This window comes from Lancefieldella parvula (assembly GCF_963547875.1).
GTDB classification, from domain to species: domain Bacteria; phylum Actinomycetota; class Coriobacteriia; order Coriobacteriales; family Atopobiaceae; genus Lancefieldella; species Lancefieldella parvula_D.
This window is the reverse complement of the sequence record NZ_CAUUSI010000003.1, coordinates 81,075-98,359: the sequence shown is the minus strand read 5'-3', so window position 1 is coordinate 98,359 and position 17,285 is coordinate 81,075. Positions and strand designations below refer to the sequence as shown.

At 52.9% G+C, this 17,285-nt stretch carries 13 protein-coding genes, 5 tRNA genes and 1 other annotated feature; all 18 genes read right to left on the bottom strand.

The window, feature by feature from the left end; all coding sequences use genetic code 11:
• Nucleotides 1-28 precede the first annotated feature (28 nt).
• The gene (locus tag RWJ96_RS02530) at nucleotides 29-4,459 is read right to left on the bottom strand and encodes a DNA-directed RNA polymerase subunit beta' (protein WP_314018786.1); all 4,431 of its coding nucleotides are present in this window, start codon (nucleotides 4,457-4,459) and stop codon (nucleotides 29-31) included.
• Nucleotides 4,460-4,464: 5 nt separating this feature from the next.
• A complete protein-coding gene (locus RWJ96_RS02525) occupies nucleotides 4,465-7,980 on the bottom strand; it encodes a DNA-directed RNA polymerase subunit beta (protein WP_314018785.1) in 3,516 nt (1,171 codons plus the stop codon).
• A 558-nt stretch (nucleotides 7,981-8,538) separates the two neighbouring features.
• Complete coding sequence (locus tag RWJ96_RS02520) at nucleotides 8,539-8,676, bottom strand: hypothetical protein (RefSeq protein ID WP_314018783.1); 138 nt, start codon at nucleotides 8,674-8,676, stop codon at nucleotides 8,539-8,541.
• A 99-nt stretch (nucleotides 8,677-8,775) separates the two neighbouring features.
• Complete coding sequence (gene rplL, locus RWJ96_RS02515; protein WP_314018782.1) at nucleotides 8,776-9,156, bottom strand: 50S ribosomal protein L7/L12; 381 nt, start codon at nucleotides 9,154-9,156, stop codon at nucleotides 8,776-8,778.
• A 132-nt stretch (nucleotides 9,157-9,288) separates the two neighbouring features.
• Nucleotides 9,289-9,810 carry a 50S ribosomal protein L10 gene (rplJ, locus tag RWJ96_RS02510; RefSeq protein WP_314018781.1) on the bottom strand — a complete coding sequence of 174 codons (522 nt, stop codon included), beginning with the start codon at nucleotides 9,808-9,810 and terminating at the stop codon, nucleotides 9,289-9,291.
• Between the two features lie 51 nt (nucleotides 9,811-9,861).
• Nucleotides 9,862-10,001: a sequence feature (ribosomal protein L10 leader region), on the bottom strand.
• Between the two features lie 309 nt (nucleotides 10,002-10,310).
• Nucleotides 10,311-11,018 carry a 50S ribosomal protein L1 gene (gene rplA, locus RWJ96_RS02505; protein WP_314018780.1) on the bottom strand — a complete coding sequence of 236 codons (708 nt, stop codon included), beginning with the start codon at nucleotides 11,016-11,018 and terminating at the stop codon, nucleotides 10,311-10,313.
• Nucleotides 11,019-11,175: 157 nt separating this feature from the next.
• Nucleotides 11,176-11,604 carry a 50S ribosomal protein L11 gene (gene rplK / locus RWJ96_RS02500; protein ID WP_012809258.1) on the bottom strand — a complete coding sequence of 143 codons (429 nt, stop codon included), beginning with the start codon at nucleotides 11,602-11,604 and terminating at the stop codon, nucleotides 11,176-11,178.
• Nucleotides 11,605-11,700: 96 nt separating this feature from the next.
• On the bottom strand, nucleotides 11,701-12,246 hold the full coding sequence (nusG, locus tag RWJ96_RS02495) for a transcription termination/antitermination protein NusG (protein WP_012809259.1): 546 nt from the start codon (nucleotides 12,244-12,246) through the stop codon (nucleotides 11,701-11,703).
• A 3-nt stretch (nucleotides 12,247-12,249) separates the two neighbouring features.
• A complete protein-coding gene (gene secE / locus RWJ96_RS02490) occupies nucleotides 12,250-12,612 on the bottom strand; it encodes a preprotein translocase subunit SecE (protein WP_314018779.1) in 363 nt (120 codons plus the stop codon).
• Between the two features lie 71 nt (nucleotides 12,613-12,683).
• Nucleotides 12,684-12,759: transfer RNA gene (locus tag RWJ96_RS02485), tRNA-Trp, on the bottom strand.
• Nucleotides 12,760-12,777: 18 nt separating this feature from the next.
• Nucleotides 12,778-12,927 (bottom strand): 50S ribosomal protein L33, encoded by a 150-nt coding sequence (rpmG, locus tag RWJ96_RS02480; RefSeq protein ID WP_012809261.1) that lies wholly within the window; start codon nucleotides 12,925-12,927, stop codon nucleotides 12,778-12,780.
• 184 nt (nucleotides 12,928-13,111) lie between these two features.
• Nucleotides 13,112-14,317 (bottom strand): elongation factor Tu, encoded by a 1,206-nt coding sequence (gene tuf, locus RWJ96_RS02475; protein WP_035426981.1) that lies wholly within the window; start codon nucleotides 14,315-14,317, stop codon nucleotides 13,112-13,114.
• Nucleotides 14,318-14,423: 106 nt separating this feature from the next.
• Nucleotides 14,424-14,500: transfer RNA gene (locus tag RWJ96_RS02470), tRNA-Met, on the bottom strand.
• A 19-nt stretch (nucleotides 14,501-14,519) separates the two neighbouring features.
• Nucleotides 14,520-14,595 (bottom strand) — tRNA-Thr (locus RWJ96_RS02465).
• 1 nt (nucleotide 14,596) lies between these two features.
• Nucleotides 14,597-14,680, bottom strand: a tRNA-Tyr gene (locus RWJ96_RS02460).
• Between the two features lie 309 nt (nucleotides 14,681-14,989).
• Nucleotides 14,990-15,065: transfer RNA gene (locus RWJ96_RS02455), tRNA-Thr, on the bottom strand.
• Nucleotides 15,066-15,619: 554 nt separating this feature from the next.
• Nucleotides 15,620-16,198 carry an NYN domain-containing protein gene (locus RWJ96_RS02450; protein ID WP_314018778.1) on the bottom strand — a complete coding sequence of 193 codons (579 nt, stop codon included), beginning with the start codon at nucleotides 16,196-16,198 and terminating at the stop codon, nucleotides 15,620-15,622.
• A gap of 30 nt (nucleotides 16,199-16,228) precedes the next feature.
• A complete protein-coding gene (gene rlmB / locus RWJ96_RS02445) occupies nucleotides 16,229-17,284 on the bottom strand; it encodes a 23S rRNA (guanosine(2251)-2'-O)-methyltransferase RlmB (protein ID WP_314018777.1) in 1,056 nt (351 codons plus the stop codon).
• Between the last annotated feature and the right edge of the window lies 1 nt (nucleotide 17,285).

The window sequence follows — 17,285 nt, the reverse complement described above, 5'->3', positions numbered from 1 at the left end:
AAAAGTTTGATGTATCAGGCGAGATTACTTACTCGTCTTCGCCGTCTGCCTCAGCGTCCATGCGGACAACCTGATTGAGAAGGTCATCCAGAGAACCAAGGTCCTCGTTAATTACATCAGGGCTAACCTCGTCGGAAGAAGAACCGATGAGTGTCTCGGTGTAATCAGAGTGCGTGGATGGAGCTGCAGAGCCCAGCATCAAGCCGCCATCGCCTTCTGGCGAGAAGACCATGTTGAGCAGCTGAGAAAGATCCTCAGAATCTGCCTCATCCTCTTCTGGCTCAAGGATGTAGAGGAGGTTACGAGCCTCAAGGCCATCGCGGAGCTCCTCGATTGCCTTTGCACCAATACCATCGATGCGAAGCAGGTCTTCCTCGGTCTTACCGATAAGATCGCCTACGGTCTCAATGCCAACCTCGCTGAACTTGTTAGTCCAACGCTGTGACACGCCAAGATCATCGAAGAGATACAGCTTTGCGTCCTCGCTTGAAAGCGTGCGGCCATTCTTGGAATAAACGCCACCGTTGTAATCCTCGTTGACCCAGTCAAGCTGCTTAGGAAGCTGCTCCTCGATATCCTTAAGCTCTGCTGGTGCCCAGTCTGGAAGAGACTTAGCAAGAGAAGAGGTTGGGCCATCAATCTTGGTGCCATGGTAGGTAAGCTCAACATCGTTGTATGCGGAGAGACCAGTACCTGCAGGAATCTGCTTACCAACAATAACGTTGGACTTGAGGTCAAGCAGGTGGTCAACGTCGCCCTCAATAGCTGCAGAGGTAAGAACGCCTGCAGTACGGATGAACGATGCACTGGAGAGCCAAGAATCGATAGAGCTTGCAACCTTCAGAGTACCAAGGATTGCTGGCTCTGCCTCTGGTGGAGTACCACCAGCAAGGGCAATGTTCTGGACAGTCTCTGCAAAGACATAGCGGTCCACGTACTGACCAAGCAGGTACGAAGAGTCACCTGGGTTGGTGACCTGAACACGACGAAGCATCTGACGTGCGATAACCTCGATGTGCTTATCGTTGAGCTCTACACCCTGAGAGGTATAGACGTCCTTAACGGACTCAACGAAGGTGTGCATGGTGGACTCAATGTCAGTGAGTCGACGGAGCATACGGAAGTTGACGAAGCCGCGGGTAATCTGATCACCAGCACGGACAACAACGCCATCCTCAATGCCAGGCATGAAGCGGACGGATGCAGGAACACGCCACTCCTCGATAACACGGGAAGCATCGTCTGCATCAACAATACGCAGCAGGTACTCGGTGGTCTCTGGGGTGATGTGAAGAACACCAGAAACAGGAGCCAGATCAGCCTCGCGGCCAAGAATCTTCTCGTTGACGTTGCCGACGACGTCGAACATACGAGCAACGGTAGGAAGACCCTGCGTAATATCGTCTGCGCCTGCAACACCACCGGAGTGAATGGTACGCATGGTCAGCTGAGTACCAGGCTCACCAATGGACTGAGCTGCGATAATACCAACTGCAGTACCAATGTTGACAGGACGACGGGTGGAAAGATCCCAACCGTAGCACTTCTGGCAGACGCCGTACTTAGACTTACAGGTCAGAAGCGCGCGGAGCTGAACCTTTGCAAGGCCGTGCTCAACAAGACGCTCAAGATCCTGTTTGGACTCAACATAGCCACCAGCTGGGATAAGAACCTCGCCAGTGTTTGGATCGCAGACATCCTCAAGGGTGCAGCGACCAATCAGGTCAGTATCAACAGAAGTCTGACCAGGCTTAATCAGAGGATAGGTAACTGCCTCATCAGTGCCGCAGTCCTCCTCGCGGACAATGACGTCCTGCGCAACGTCGACGAGTCGACGAGTCAGGTAACCAGAGTCGGAGGTGTGGGATGCGGTATCTACCAGACCCTTACGAGCGCCGTAGGTAGAAATGAAGTACTCGAGAGGCTCAAGACCCTCGCGGAAGTTTGCCTTAATTGGAAGGTCGATGGTTTCACCGGACATATCCGCCATCAGGCCTCGCATACCAGCAAGCTGGCGAAGCTGTGTCTTAGAACCACGAGCTCCAGAGTCAGCCATCATGTAAATTGGGTTGTTCTCTGCAAAGCCTGTAAGCATCTCAGAGCCGAGAAGATCGGTGCACTCGGTCCATGCGTTAACAACCTCAACGTGACGCTCTCGCTCGGAGAGGAATCCGTCCTCGTAGTACTCGTTGATCTGGTCAACGCGGTCCTGTGCCTCCTGAAGCAGTTGTGGCTTGTGTGGAGGAATGACAGCATCCCAAACGGAAACGGTCAGACCAGCAAGGGTTGCGTAGTGGAAACCAGTCTTCTTGATGTTGTCCAGAATTGGCTCAACATCAGCCATTGGGTAACGGTCGCAGCAATCGTTGACCAGAACACCAATATCGGACTTAACCATCTTGTAGTTGATGTATGGGTAATCCTCTGGCAGACACTGACGGTTGAAGATAATGCGACCAACAGTGGTCTCAAAACGCTTAGTACCCTCAGTAACGTCCAGGTCCTCATACTGACCGCGGCCGGTCATAACGCGGAAGATAGCGCGATCGCTATCAGCAACGTTTGCATCCTTGGAGCTTACGCGGACAACAACCTTTGCCTGGATATCAAGGTCACGATTGGCCTCAATAGCCAGAAGAGCATCCTCAAAGCTTGCAAAGGTAAGAGTCTTAGCGTCTTCACCGGTCTTCTCGGAAGTGAGGTAGTAGACACCAAAGACCATATCCTGAGAAGGAACGGTCAGAACCTTACCAGAAGCAGGGCTTCTGAGGTTGTTGCTGGAGAGCATCAGAATGCGAGCCTCTGTCTGTGCCTGAGTAGAAAGTGGCACGTGGACAGACATCTGGTCGCCGTCGAAGTCTGCGTTGAATGGTGCGCAGACCAGTGGGTGCAGGTGAATTGCCTTACCCTCGATAAGAACTGGCTCAAATGCCTGAATGGACAGACGGTGAAGGGTAGGTGCGCGGTTGAGAAGAACGAGGCGGTCCTGAATGACCTCATCCAGAACGTCCCAAACAACTGGAGTACCACGGTCAATAGCGCGCTTTGCGCCCTTAATGTTTTCAACCTTGCGGAGCTCAACCAAACGACGCATGACAAATGGCTTGAAGAGCTCAAGTGCCATAGCGGATGGAAGACCGCACTGGTGCAGCTTCAGGTGTGGGTCAACAACAATGACGGAACGGCCAGAGTAGTCAACACGCTTACCCAGAAGGTTCTGACGGAAGCGACCCTGCTTACCCTTAAGAGCCTCAGCAAGAGACTTCAGAGGACGTCCACCACGGCCGGTAACAGGACGGCCACGGCGACCGTTGTCAAACAGAGCGTCAACGGACTCCTGAAGCATGCGCTTCTCGTTGTTAACAATAATGGAAGGTGCGTCAAGGTCAAGCAGGCGCTTAAGACGATTGTTACGGTTAATAACACGACGATACAAATCGTTTAAGTCGGAAGCTGCAAAACGGCCACCATCAAGCTGAACCATTGGACGAAGATCAGGTGGAATAACTGGTACAACGTCAAGGATCATGTTAGCTGGATCGTTGCCGCCCTTAAGGAAAGCGTCAACAATCTCAAGGCGCTTAATGGCCTTCTCGCGCTTCTGCTTCTGAGCATCCTCATTGGCGATAATAGCGCGGAGCTCCTTGGCCTCTTTCTCAAGGTCAATGTTGGAGAGAAGGTCACGTACGGCCTCTGCGCCCATGCCACCCTTGAAGTAGATGCCATAGTAGCGCTTAAGCTCGGAGAACAGACCCTCATCGGAGATGAGCTCTCTGGTCTCAAGCTGCATGAACTTCTCGAAAGCCTCACGACGAAGTGTCTTCTCTTCCTCGTACTCTTCCTCAAGATCAGCGACGCCTGCGCGAATCTCGTCCTCAGAAAGAGGTTCGAAATCGCCAAACTCGTCATCCTGTGGCTGGCCCTGCTCACGAAGACGTGCGATCTGATCGTCACGCTCTGCATCAAGCTCTTCGAGGTCTGCTGCAAGCTCCTCACGAAGATCGTCTACGTCAGCCTCACGTGCCTCAGTGTCAACACTGGTGATTACGTAAGATGCAAAGTAGAGGACTTTCTCGAGGTCCTTGCTCTTGATGTCAAGAAGACGTGCCAGAGGGAAGCTGGTTGGGCTCTTGAAGTACCAGATGTGACTTACAGGAGCAGCAAGCTCGATGTGGCCCATGCGGTCACGACGAACCTTTGCGGTGGTTACTTCAACACCGCAGCGCTCGCAGGTAATGCCCTTGAAGCGAATGCCTTTGTATTTACCGCAGGCGCACTCCCAGTCCCTTACAGGTCCAAAGATCTTCTCGCAGAAAAGGCCATCCTTCTCTGGCTTAAGGGTACGGTAGTTAATGGTCTCAGGCTTCTTTACCTCGCCATAGGACCAACCGCGGATATCGTCAGCAGACGCTAGAGAAATTTTAATAGCGTCAAATTCAGTGGAATCGAAATCTGCCACAGTCGCTACTCCTTATCGGTGGTCGCGTCGCCTACAAGTGCGGATACACCCTCGGCGTCTTGGGACAGGTCGGAAGCGGTTACCTCAGTGAAGCCAAGGTCGTTGAGGATCTCAACAGCGTTCTTCTCCTCAGGATCTGTGACCTTTGCGGTATTTGCACGCTTACGGTAGGAGATTGGCTCAATGTCAAGTGCCAGGGAGCGAATCTCTTTGACCAGAACCTTGAAGGACTCAGGAATTCCTGCAGTAGGAATGTTCTCGCCCTTAACAATGGACTCGTAGGTCTTAACACGGCCGTTGGTATCGTCAGACTTAACGGTGAGGATCTCCTGGAGGACGTTAGCAGCACCGTATGCGTACAGTGCCCAAACCTCCATCTCACCAAAGCGCTGACCGCCGAACTGTGCCTTACCACCCAGAGGCTGCTGGGTAACAAGAGAGTAAGGACCAGTTGAACGTGCGTGGATCTTATCGTCAACCATGTGGCCGAGCTTCAGAATGTAAGAAACACCAACGGTAATTGGGCTCTTGAAAGCCTCACCGGTACGACCATCGTAGAGGGTAGTCTTACCACGCTCGTTGAGCTGTGGAACAAACTCCTCACGCATGTTCTCGCCGTACTCCTTGAGAGCCTTGTTGATCATGTTGATGTTGGTGCGGCGAACAATCTCTGCAACGGACTCATCAGTAGCACCGTCAAAGAGTGGTGTTGCAACAGGGATTGGGCCCTCAACGTAACGCTTGGAATCTGCGTCATCGTCATCCCAACCATGTGCAGCGCCCCAGCCAAGGTGGCACTCAAGCAGCTGACCAACGTTCATACGGGAAGGAACGCCCAGTGGGTCGAGAATAACGTCTACTGGGGTACCATCTGCCATGTAAGGCATGTCCTCAACAGGGAGAACCTTACAAATAACACCCTTGTTACCATGGCGACCAGCGATCTTATCGCCCTGCTGGATCTTTCTGCGCTGAGCAACAAAGACGCGGACCAGGTCGTTTACTCCTGGAGGCAGGTCGTCTCCAGCCTCACGGCTGAAGCGGACAACGTCAACAACGCGGCCATAGGAGCCGTGTGGCATCTTAAGGGAAGTATCACGAACATCGTGTGCCTTAGCACCGAAGATTGCGCGAAGCAGGCGCTCTTCTGCGGTCAGAGCGGTCTCACCCTTAGGAGTAACCTTACCAACCAGAATATCGCCAGGGCCAACCTCGGCGCCGATGCGGATGATACCGTCATCGTCGAGGTTTGCGAGCATGTCCTCACCAAGGTTTGGAATCTCGCGGGTAATCTCCTCAGCACCAAGCTTGGTGTCACGGGCATCAATCTCGTGGCGGGAAATGTTAACGGAAGTCAGAAGGTCTTCCTGAACAACACGCTCGGAGACGATAATACCGTCCTCGTAGTTGTAGCCTTCCCATGGCATGTAAGCAACGGTAAGGTTTGCACCAAGTGCCAGCTCAGAGTGGTCAACAGATGGACCGTCTGCGATTGGCTGGCCTTTCTCGACCTGCTGTCCAACAGTGACGATTGGACGGTGGTTGATGCAAGTGGACTGGTTGGAGCGCTCGTACTTAGGAAGATCGTAGCGCTGAGAACCGTGCTCATCGGAGTAGATGACAACGTGAGCTGCGTCAACCTCGGTGACCTCGCCGGCAAACTCTGCACAAATAAGCTCACCAGAGTCCTGAGCTGCGCGGCCCTCCATACCAGTTCCAACAAATGGAGCGTGGGACTGAATCAGAGGCACTGCCTGACGCTGCATGTTTGCACCCATGAGGGTACGCTTTGCGTCGTCGTGCTCAAGGAATGGAATGAGGTTAGCTGCGACGGAGAGAAGCTGACGTGGAGAAACGTCCATGTAGTCAACGTCCTCAACAGGAACCTGTGCAGGTGCACCGAAGGAACCGTCGAAGTCGCGGGTACGTGCAATAACGCGGTCTGCATCAACAATCTTGCCGTCTGCGTCAACCTCAACAAACTTCTTAGTCTTAGGGTCAATTGGGGTGTTAGCAGGGGCAATGATGTGATTCTCCTCCTCGTCTGCAGTCATCCACACGATGTCGTCAGAGACAACGCCGTCTGTGACCTTACGATAAGGAGCCTCGATAAAGCCGTACTCATTTACGTGAGCGTATAGTGCCAAAGAGCCGAGAAGACCAATGTTTGGTCCCTCAGGAGTCTCGATTGGGCACATACGGGAGTAGTGCGAGTTGTGAACGTCGCGGACTGCGGTAGGAACGTTGGTACGACGGCTGGAGCCGGACTTGTGTCCTGCAAGACCGCCAGGTCCCAGAGCAGAAAGACGGCGCTTGTGGGTCAAACCAGCAAGTGGGTTTGCCTGTTCCATGAACTGCGAAAGCTGAGAAGAACCGAAGAACTCCTTGATTGCAGCAACAATTGGACGGATGTTGATCAGGGACTGTGGAGTGATGTCGTCTGCGTCCTGAGATGCCATACGCTCACGAACAACACGCTCCATGCGGCTCATACCAATGCGGAACTGGTTCTGGACCAGCTCGCCAACGGTACGGACACGGCGGTTGCCAAAGTGGTCAATGTCATCAAGGTGCTTAGACTCATCACCTGCATGAACAGCAAGAAGGTACTGAAGAGCTGCAACGATGTCCTCTTTGGTAAGGACACGAACGTCTGCAGGAATCTCTTCCCCAAGCTTCTTGTTGATCTTGTAACGACCAACGCGAGCAAGGTCATAGCGCTGCTCGTTGAAGAAAAGGCCGTCAAGCAGAGAACGGGCAGAGTCAACAGTTGGTGGCTCGCCTGGACGCTGACGACGATAAATCTCGATAAGAGCATCCTCACGTGTGGTTGCAACGTCACGCTCAAGTGTGTTGCGAACAACATCGGAATCACCAAGGAGCGAGAGGATCTCGTCATCGGTAACAGCAATGCCAAGTGCACGGAGGAAGACGGTAGCGCTCTGGCGACGCTTGCGGTCAATGGAGACGACCAGGTGGCCGCGCTTATCAACCTCAAACTCAAGCCATGCACCACGTGCAGGAATGAACTGAGACTTGTGGACCAGAACACCGTTGTCCATCTCTGACGAGAAATACACGCCAGGTGAACGAACGAGCTGTGAAACCACAACGCGCTCAGAACCGTTGATGATGAAGGTACCGCGCTCAGTCATCAGTGGGAAATCACCCATGAAGACAAGCTGCTCCTTCATCTCACCAGTCTCTTTGTTGACAAAACGGACGTCAACAAAAAGAGGTGCTTGATATGAAATGTCTTTTGCACGACACTCAGCCATTGAATTGGCAGGGTCGCCGAACTGATGGTCACCAAAGGTGACCTGCATGGTTCCAGCGCTGTTCTCAATTGGCGAGAACTCAGCGAAGGACTCTGCAAGGCCCTCTCCCATAAAGCGCTCAAATGATTCCTTCTGTACAGAAATCAGATTTGGCAGCTCCATAGCTGCGGGAATCTTACTGAACGTCCTGCGTCCAGTATGCGCCTGAGGCGTGGTGAGGGAAGTCTTTTTAGCGGTAGACACCAGGTTGTCCTCCTTCAAAAGGGTGGAAGGTGGCAATTGTCGCAACCTAGTAATTTAGTCAAGATTTTAATGCGCGTCAACAGAAAAACACTTGATTTTTTAAGACGTTTTGACTATATTATCGCGTTTATGTTTTTCAACTGCACAAACGTTATGTTGCAGGTAAATCCTTAACTAACTCGTCTTTTCTAGTTATGAAGATTTTGTGAAGAAGGTCCACGGAGACAGAAATAGCTTTCGGTGAGCGGCGCTCCCCCGCCACGTCGCTTCGCATGGCGCTCCATGCTCACCGGATGCGCCCCGAGCGCACGGGTTTCTCGCCACACGCGCCGACCTTTTGCTGCACGCGCCTGAAAAGTGCAAAGAATCTGTATTTGCGCCACCGATTCTTTTGCAAAATCAGGCAAATCCACAGATTCTTTTGTAATTTTAGGCAAAAGTTACAGATTCTTTGTAGAAATCAGGCGCGAGAAAAACTAGGGCATGTCACGCAGTAAGCCAGAGCAATCACGCAGGATTTATGAGCCTGAAATGCACGTCAAGTCTGAGCAAAAGTACTCAGATAAGGCGAGAAAAACAGGCAAATCGCTCAGACATGGCGAGAAAATCCGGCAAATCACTCAGACTTGATGCACTTTTCAGGCTGCAGCTAAAGCGCCCCAGCTTGATGCGCTTTTCCGGCTGCTGCAAAAACACCTTGGCTCCATGCGCCCCGAGCGCACGGGTTTCTCGCCAGGCAAACAAAAAGAGGCCAGACCGAAGTCTGACCTCTCCAGTAAGCAATGTAGGATGGACTTACTTAAGGGTGACGGTAGCGCCAGCCTCCTCGAGCTGAGCCTTAGCAGCCTCAGCGTCCTCCTTCTTAGCGCCCTCGAGGACAGCCTTAGGAGCACCCTCGACAACCTCCTTTGCCTCCTTGAGGCCAAGGTTGGTAAGAGCACGGACAACCTTGATGACGCCGATCTTGTTGTCGCCGAAGCCCTCGAGGATAACGTCAAAGTTGGTCTTCTCCTCTGCCTCCTCAGCAGCGCTACCAGTTACAGGAGTAGTAGCGACAGCTACAGGAGCAGCAGCGGAAACGCCAAAGACGTCCTCAAGCTCGTGAACGAGCTCAGAAAGCTCGAGTGCAGGCATCTCTTTAAGGGCCTCAATGATCTCTTCTTTAGTGACAGCCATGTCAATTCTCCTTTTTAAACGATGCAGCCTTTGTACTGCATCTGGGCAAAAGCCCGGCTTGTATGTGTGCGCTTGAGTGCGTCTACACTCTTACGCGGTTTGCGCCAATGCGCGGGTACAACAAAACGTTGCTTATGCAGCGTTCTTCTGATCTGCGACTGCAGAAAGAGCGGTTGCGAGTCCACGTGCAGGACCAGCGCAAACCTGTGCAATACCAGTAAGCGGGCTTGCAACAACGAAGACAAGCTTGGCGATGAGCTCCTCGCGAGAAGGAAGATCTGCGTAAGCCTTTGCCTCGTCAGCAGTAAGTGCCTGACCATCAGCGATACCGCCAATGAACTCAACTTTCTTGAGCTTCTTGGCCTGATCCTTGATGATCTTAGCGGCCTCGACAGGATCATTCTCGTAGAAAACGTATGCGCAGGTACCGGCGAGCATCTCGTCAATCTCTGGCATACCAGCGTTCTTAAGAGCAATCTTGACGATGTTGTTTTTATAGACCTTCATGTGAGCGCCTGCAGCGGTAAGTGCGCGGCGAAGCTCCTGAGTCTCCTTTACGGAGAGACCACGATAGTCAATAACAAACAGGCCCTTGGAGTTGTCGAGAGAAGCGGAAACCTTCTCGAGCAAATCAAGTTTAGACTGAGCTGGCATGTAGTACACCTCCTTTATCATGTCTCAGGCACGAGCGCCAACAGGTGCGGCCCTCACATGAAAAGACCCCACTTTGGCAACCAAAGCGGGGTCTGGATGTACTAATCTCAAGACCACCTCGGCAGGCGGGAAATCCCATTAAGCCTTGGATTCAAGGCGCCGGCTGTCTTTGGCAGCGAACGTGCAACTACAAGACGTCTGTCTTGCGTTGGATATTGTGCAGCAAAAAACTACGCAAGTCAAGGTTGAGTGCACAATTTCTTTCTCTTCACAAAAATTTGACGAGAAGAGCGGCTAAGCAGCTACGCAAAACTCAGCCGCACGCACAACTCAGCTACACACGCATCAGCCGCACGCGTGCCGCAAGCCGAGTCTACGCCTACACCACACGTGCGCTGCGAGCCGAGTCCACGCCTACACCGCGTGCACGCTGCAAGAAAAATCCGGTACCTGCAAGCAGATACCGGATTAAACGTGCTAGGTACTTCTAAGCGTTTAGCTTAGTCCTCCATAAGGTTACGAACCTTGGTTGGATCAACCTTGATGCCAGGGCCCATAGTAGAGGAAATAGCAACGGTCTTGACGTACTTACCCTTTGCGCTGGATGGCTTGACGCGGATGATCTCGGAAATCAGTGCGCCATAGTTCTCAACAAGCTGCTGGACCTCAAAAGAAGCCTTGCCGATTGCAACGTGGCAGATACCAAAACGGTCTGCACGATACTCAACACGACCAGCCTTGAGCTCGTTAACCATCTTTGCAACATCCATGGTAACGGTGCCAAGCTTAGGGTTAGGCATAAGGCCACGAGGACCAAGAACACGACCAAGACGGCCAACCTTACCCATCATCTGAGGGGTTGCGATTGCTGCGTCAAAGTCAAGCATGCCCTTCTCGACCTCTGCGATGAGCTCGTCGCCACCGACGATGTCAGCGCCAGCTGCCTCAGCCTCGCGGGCCTTCTCGCCCTCTGCGAAGACTGCAACGCGAACGGACTTACCAGTGCCGTGAGGCAAAGAGATGGAACCGCGAACGTTCTGGTCAGCCTTACGAGTATCGACACCAAGGCGAATTGCTACCTCAATGGTCTCGTCAAACTTAGCAGTTGCAAGCTCCTTAGACAGGGTTACTGCCTCTTTTGGGCTGTAGAGGTTTGCACCGTCTACCTTGGCAACTGCATTCTTGTAGTTCTTTCCGTGCTTAGGCATTATGTACCTCCTGTGGTTAGCGGGCGTCTGCCCTCCCACTCCTGCATCTTCCGTCCATAGTTACGCCCTCTTGGCGAGAAACCCAACTATGTGCACTAACGTCGGATGCTCTGACAAAACAACCTTCAGCCACACAAATGGCTGACGGGAGTAAACACTACTCGGCGATGGTTACACCCATGGAACGAGCGGTACCAGCGACGATCTTCTTTGCAGCCTCAATGTCGTTTGCGTTGAGGTCAGGCATCTTGATCTCAGCAATCTTGGTGAGCTGCTCCTGGGAGAGCTGGCCAACCTTATCGCGCTGAGGAACACCGGAACCACCCTTGAGGTGAAGCTCCTTCTTGATGAGCTGAGCTGCTGGAGGAGTCTTGGTTACGAAGTCAAAGGAACGATCCTCGTAAACAGAAATCTCGACTGGAATGATGTCGCCAGCCTTGTCCTGAGTTGCAGCGTTGAATGCCTGGCAGAACTGCATAATGTTGACCTGTGCAGCACCCAGAGCTGGTCCTACTGGAGGAGCTGGGTTTGCCTGGCCTGCAGGAATCTGCAGCTTAATAAAGTTAACAACCTTCTTTGCGGGCATGTTAAGCCTCCTGTTTGAATACGTTTGAGTCTATTCTCGCGCACTCCCGAGAAGCAATCCACAAGGGACGAGAAGTGCGGGATAAGCCGTTAGTTACTAGTCTATCAGGGAAATCTGATCCATGGTGAGCTCAACCGGAGTCTCGCGACCAAAGATGGTGAGCATAACCTTGATCTTGCCGGACTCTGCGTTGACCTCAGAAACAGTTCCGTCGAAGTCAGCGAGAGGACCAGAAAGAACGTGAATTGCCTGACCGACCTCAATATTGGTTGCTGTACGCTTAGGTACAGGGCTACCCGTCTTCATACCGCCGCGACGCATGATCTTATCGAACTCATCACGACGCAGAGGAACTGGCTTGCCGTCAATGCCGACAAAACCAGTTACGCCTGGGGTGTTGCGAACAACAGCCCAAGTATTGTCATCCAGCTCCATGCGAACAAGAACGTAACCTGGGAAAACCTTAGACTCTTTGGTCTCGCGCTTGCCGCCGTCCTTGACCTCAGTAACTTCCTCAGTAGGAATCTGAATATCAACAACAGCACGCTCAAGGCCATAGGTCTCAATACGGTGCTCAAGGTCTGTCTTTACCTTGTTCTCATAACCTGAATAGGTGTGAACTACATACCAGCGCTTAGCCATTGATTATCCCCTCAGTCCAGTAAAGGCGACGAGACCAGCAACAATGCCAGTATCAACCAGCCAAGTTACCAAGCCAAAGAAAATGATTGTTGCAATTACGGCTACAGAGAAACCAGCAAGCTCAGAGCTTGAAGGCCACACAACGCGGTGCATTTCTGTACGAACGCCTGCAAAATAAGCACCCAGGCGTCCAAAGAAGCCAGGGTTAGCGTTACGCTGAACGGACTTCTCCTGCTTCTTTGCCTCGACCTTAGTGGCCTTAGCAGAAGCTTCAGGAGTAGCTTCAGCCTGAAGGGCCTCACGCTGGGCGCGCTCTTCTGCGCGAGCCTTACGTGCGCTCCTCTTATTGCGCTCCTTATTTGCCATCCTACGCTCCCTTGGATGTTATACCTACATACAAACCGGCCAACCCTTATGGGAAGGCCGGTGAAGTTATCTGGCAGGCCAGGAAGGACTCGAACCCTCAACAAACGGTTTTGGAGACCGCCGCTCTACCATTGGAGCTACTGGCCTAGAACGAACCCACCTAGCCTAGCGGGTCTCGCGATGTACCGTGTGCTTGTGGCACCATGGGCAGTACTTCTTCAACTCCATACGATCTGGGTTGTTGGACTTATTCTTGTCCGTAGTGTAATTACGACGCTTGCACTCAGTGCAGGCGAGAGTAACGAGTGTACGCATTGATCCTCCTGAACACGGTCACGAGATGTATTCTCGAAATGTGACGCGGTTGCTTAGGTTAGCACCCACTACCCAGAGATGTCAATACTTTTCTCTAATTACTCTAGGCGTTCACATATTTTTTCTCGACAAAAAACCCGGCGCGCAAAAAGCACGCCGGGCAAGTTAGCAACTTTAAAAGAAGTTACTCGATGACGGTGGAAACACGGCCATCGCCGACGGTGTGGCCACCCTCGCGGATAGCGAACTTCAGACCCTGCTCAAGAGCGATTGGGTGAATGAGCTCGCAGCCAACGGTGATGTGGTCACCAGGCATAGCCATCTCTACCTTGCCACCGTTTGCATCGGTGAGCTCGTAGATGTCGCCGGTTACGTCAGTTGTACGGAAGTAGAACTGTGGACGGTAACCAGAGAAGAATGGGGTGTGACGGCCGCCCTCTTCCTTAGTAAGAACGTAAACCTCACCGGTGAACTTCTTGTGTGGAGTAACGGTACCAGGCTTGCAGAGAACCTGACCGCGCTCGATGTCCTCGCGCTTAACACCACGAAGAAGAATACCAACGTTGTCGCCAGCCTCGCAGAAGTCCATGGTCTTACGGAACATCTCAATGCCGGTAGCAACAGAGTTCTGAGTTGGCTTAATACCAACGATCTCGACTGGATCGTTGAGCTTGAGCTCACCACGCTCAACACGGCCGGTAGCAACGGTACCACGACCAGAAATGGTCATGACGTCCTCGATTGCCATCAGGAATGGCTTCTCGTTGTCACGAGCTGGTGTTGGGATGTAGGAGTCAACAGTGTGCATGAGCTCACGGATGGACTCAACCCACTTCTCCTCGCCGTTAAGAGCGCCGAGAGCGGAACCACGGATGATTGGAAGGTCATCGCCTGGGAAGTCGTACTCGGAGAGAAGGTCACGGGTCTCCATCTCGACGAGGTCGATGAGCTCGTCATCGTCGACCATGTCGCACTTGTTCAGGAAGACGACGATGTAAGGAACGCCGACCTGACGTGCAAGAAGGATGTGCTCACGAGTCTGAGCCATAGGACCATCGGTTGCAGCAATAACGAGGATTGCGCCGTCCATCTGAGCTGCACCAGAAATCATGTTCTTGATGTAGTCTGCGTGGCCAGGGCAGTCGACGTGAGCGTAATGGCGCTCCCAAGTCTCGTACTCAACGTGAGCAACGGAAATGGTAATACCACGCTGACGCTCCTCTGGAGCCTTATCGATGTTCTCGAAGGCGGTATAGTCTGCCTTGCAGCCCTCGGTCTCAGAGAGAACCTTGGTGATTGCTGCGGTAAGGGTAGTCTTACCGTGGTCGACGTGACCAATGGTACCGATGTTTACGTGTGGCTTTGTGCGGTCAAACTTTTCCTTGGCCATTGCCAATCCTCCTTCTGGAACTAACCCTCGGGCTAGACCGTGGTGAAAAAACGTCTGTTTATACTCAACGGCGCAAATGTCTAGGACATGTACGCCGTAAAGAGTCTGGTACCGGCGACTGGATTCGAACCAGTGACGTCACGGGTATGAGCCGTGTGCTCTAACCAGCTGAGCTACGCCGGCATAAATGCCGCTTGAAACATGGAGCCCGCGACCGGATTTGAACCGGTGACCTCTTCGTTACCAACGAAGTGCTCTACCTACTGAGCTACACGGGCGTGGTGGGGATACTTGGACTCGAACCAAGGAACCCAGAGGGAGCGGATTTACAGTCCGCCGCAGTTGCCGCTGTGCCATATCCCCGAATGCCGTTTTCAAGCACTCTTGAAGTAATTAATACGCTGTACCTTGTGGTTTAACGTACGCAGAAAGTCTTGTTGAACTTCCGTATTACCTCGTAAGCGGGAAAATATTACGATTGAATAAAAATCTTGTCAACGTAATCCACCCAACCGGGCGTATCTTATCAAAATTATTCCACAATTCCAAGCGATTTTCTCGACAAACGGACACGGGCTTTAGCGGTTGTCTATAGGAGCCATACGCGATACGTCGCGAATGCCCCAAAATTTGCACGAAAAAAGCCAGGCAATGCCTGGCTGAAAATTCAAGTGGTGCCGCCACCAGGCTTCGAACCCGGGACCTACTGATTACAAGTCAGTTGCTCTACCAGCTGAGCTATAGCGGCATCAAGTGCAGAGGATATTCTATAGACTTTTCTGGCTTTGGTCTAGTCTCAATTTTCGAGAAATTTTTCTACACAAACTGGTCAATGTGGCTCGTAGGAGCGCTGCCCTTCTGTGGGGGTGAACTTGGTACAAATGCGCTGTCTGGTTAAGTTTAGTCAGCCTGAAAAGTACATCATGTCTGAGTAAAACAGCTCAGACATGACGAGAAAAACCGGCAAAACACTCAGACTTGGCGCACTTTTCCGGCAAATCGTTCAGACTTGGCGAGAAAATCAGGCTCGATGAAAGCGCCCATGAACCACACCAGATTCAAAAGTCACGTCACGAAATGCCCGCCTGAAAAGTGCAAAGATTCTGTATTTAAGCCACCGATTCTTTAACAAAATCAGGCAAATCCACAGATTCTTTGCTGTTATCAGGCAGAATTTACAGATTCTTTGCAGAAATCAGGCGCGCTGATTGCGCCCAGGCACGTCGAGTGCATTGGCGCGTCAGTCAAATTGGCGCGTCGGGCGTATTAGCGCGTGGGCGCTTGCGACGCTGACCTGGGCACCTATCTGCCTAGCAGCTTCCAGAGTTTCTCGCGCTGATCTGGAGAAATGCGGTCTTCAAGCGTCATGCGCGTACTGACCTGATCGCGACGCATCTCTTCAACAACGTTATCTGCCTGGGAAATCTCGTGAACCAGCGATGCGCTTGCAATGCGCGTGACCTCGCCGGGGCCAAAGCCGGCCGTGGCGCGGATGTCCCTGTCCGACGTGACCAAAAATACCTTGCGACCAGCCTCTCGCGCATCCGTGACCAGGCGCTCGATGACGCTATCAGCGGACTCCCCCGTCTCGGAGAAGACCAGTTGCACGCCAGCGTGGGTGCGCTCCGGACGCTCGTCGTTTACGTTTCCCTTTCCGTCGAACACAATAACGGCCTCGTAGGTGCCCTGCGCAAACGTGGCAACGTCAGAAATGAGCGCCAAACGGGCGCGGTAAAACGGATCGGTGTTGAGGTGATAGGCTCTCTCAGCAGCGGTTTCTTGTGCAGAAGAGCCACGCTCATCCAGCAGCACCTCATAGCGAGGAGTTGCCAACATGACGTTATAGCCATCGACTACAAGCAGCGATTTTTTCTGAGCCATACCTTACGCTTCCTGGGCTTCCTGGACTTCTTACGCTTCCTGAGTCCTGCGGAGCCACTCGTAGCACATGACCGTCGTTGCCTGAGCAACGTTCAGGGACTCTACCTGGCCAAACTGAGGAAGTTTGCACGTAAAATCGCACTTCTCGAGCATAAGGCGAGAAATTCCTGAACCTTCAGAGCCCATGACAAGTGCAAGGCGGCCTCCCATAGGAGCCTCCCACACGGACTGGGTTGCATGCTCGGTAGAGCCACATGTCCAAAAACCTGCGGCTTTAAGCTCTTCGAGAGCGCGCGGCAGATTAGAAACCTGAGCAATTGGCAGGTGAAGCACGGCTCCAGCGGAAGTTTTGTATGCACCAACGCCGACTCGGGCGGCGCGAGCGTTTGCAATAACGACGCCGGCTGCGCCAACTACCTCGGCACTTCTTACGATTGCGCCAAAGTTTCCCTCGTCAGTAACGTGGTCCAAGACCACAACCAGAGCGTTTTCTAAACCAGCGCGCTGGATGATTTCAGAGAGGTCAGCGTAAGCAAAAGGCTGTGTACGGACAATAACGCCCTGGTGAGCGCCGTGGCTTGAAAGCGAGTCAAGTACGGGCTTTGCGACACGCTCGACAGGAATACCCTCCTGCTCAAGCTGACGTGCAAGAGCCTCAATCTCCTGGTCCTTCTGCCCGCTTGCGGCTTGTACCAGCGCATTCTTCAAAGGAATACCAACGGTCAGCGCCTCTGCTACTGCGCGACGACCCTCGATAAGATCGGTTGCAGGCTTCTTGTTACCGGGACGTCCAGCGCCAGCGCCTCGCTGTCCACCAGCGCCTTTCTGTCCGCGAGTACCCTGAGTTGCGCGTGCGCCTTGTGCGGAGCGACCACCTTTTGAGCCCTGGCCATTCTTGGCGCCGAAATAACCGCCCCAGTCGGCAGCCTTCTTGGAGCCGCGACCTGCGGCGCTGCGACCTGTAGCGCCACTGCGACCTGCAGCGCCGCTGCGGCCTGCAGCGCCACTGCGACCAGTGGAGCCACCGCGCCCGGCAGCGCCCTCGGAGCGAGTGTTTTTAGAGGTAGAACGCTGATTTCTTGCCATA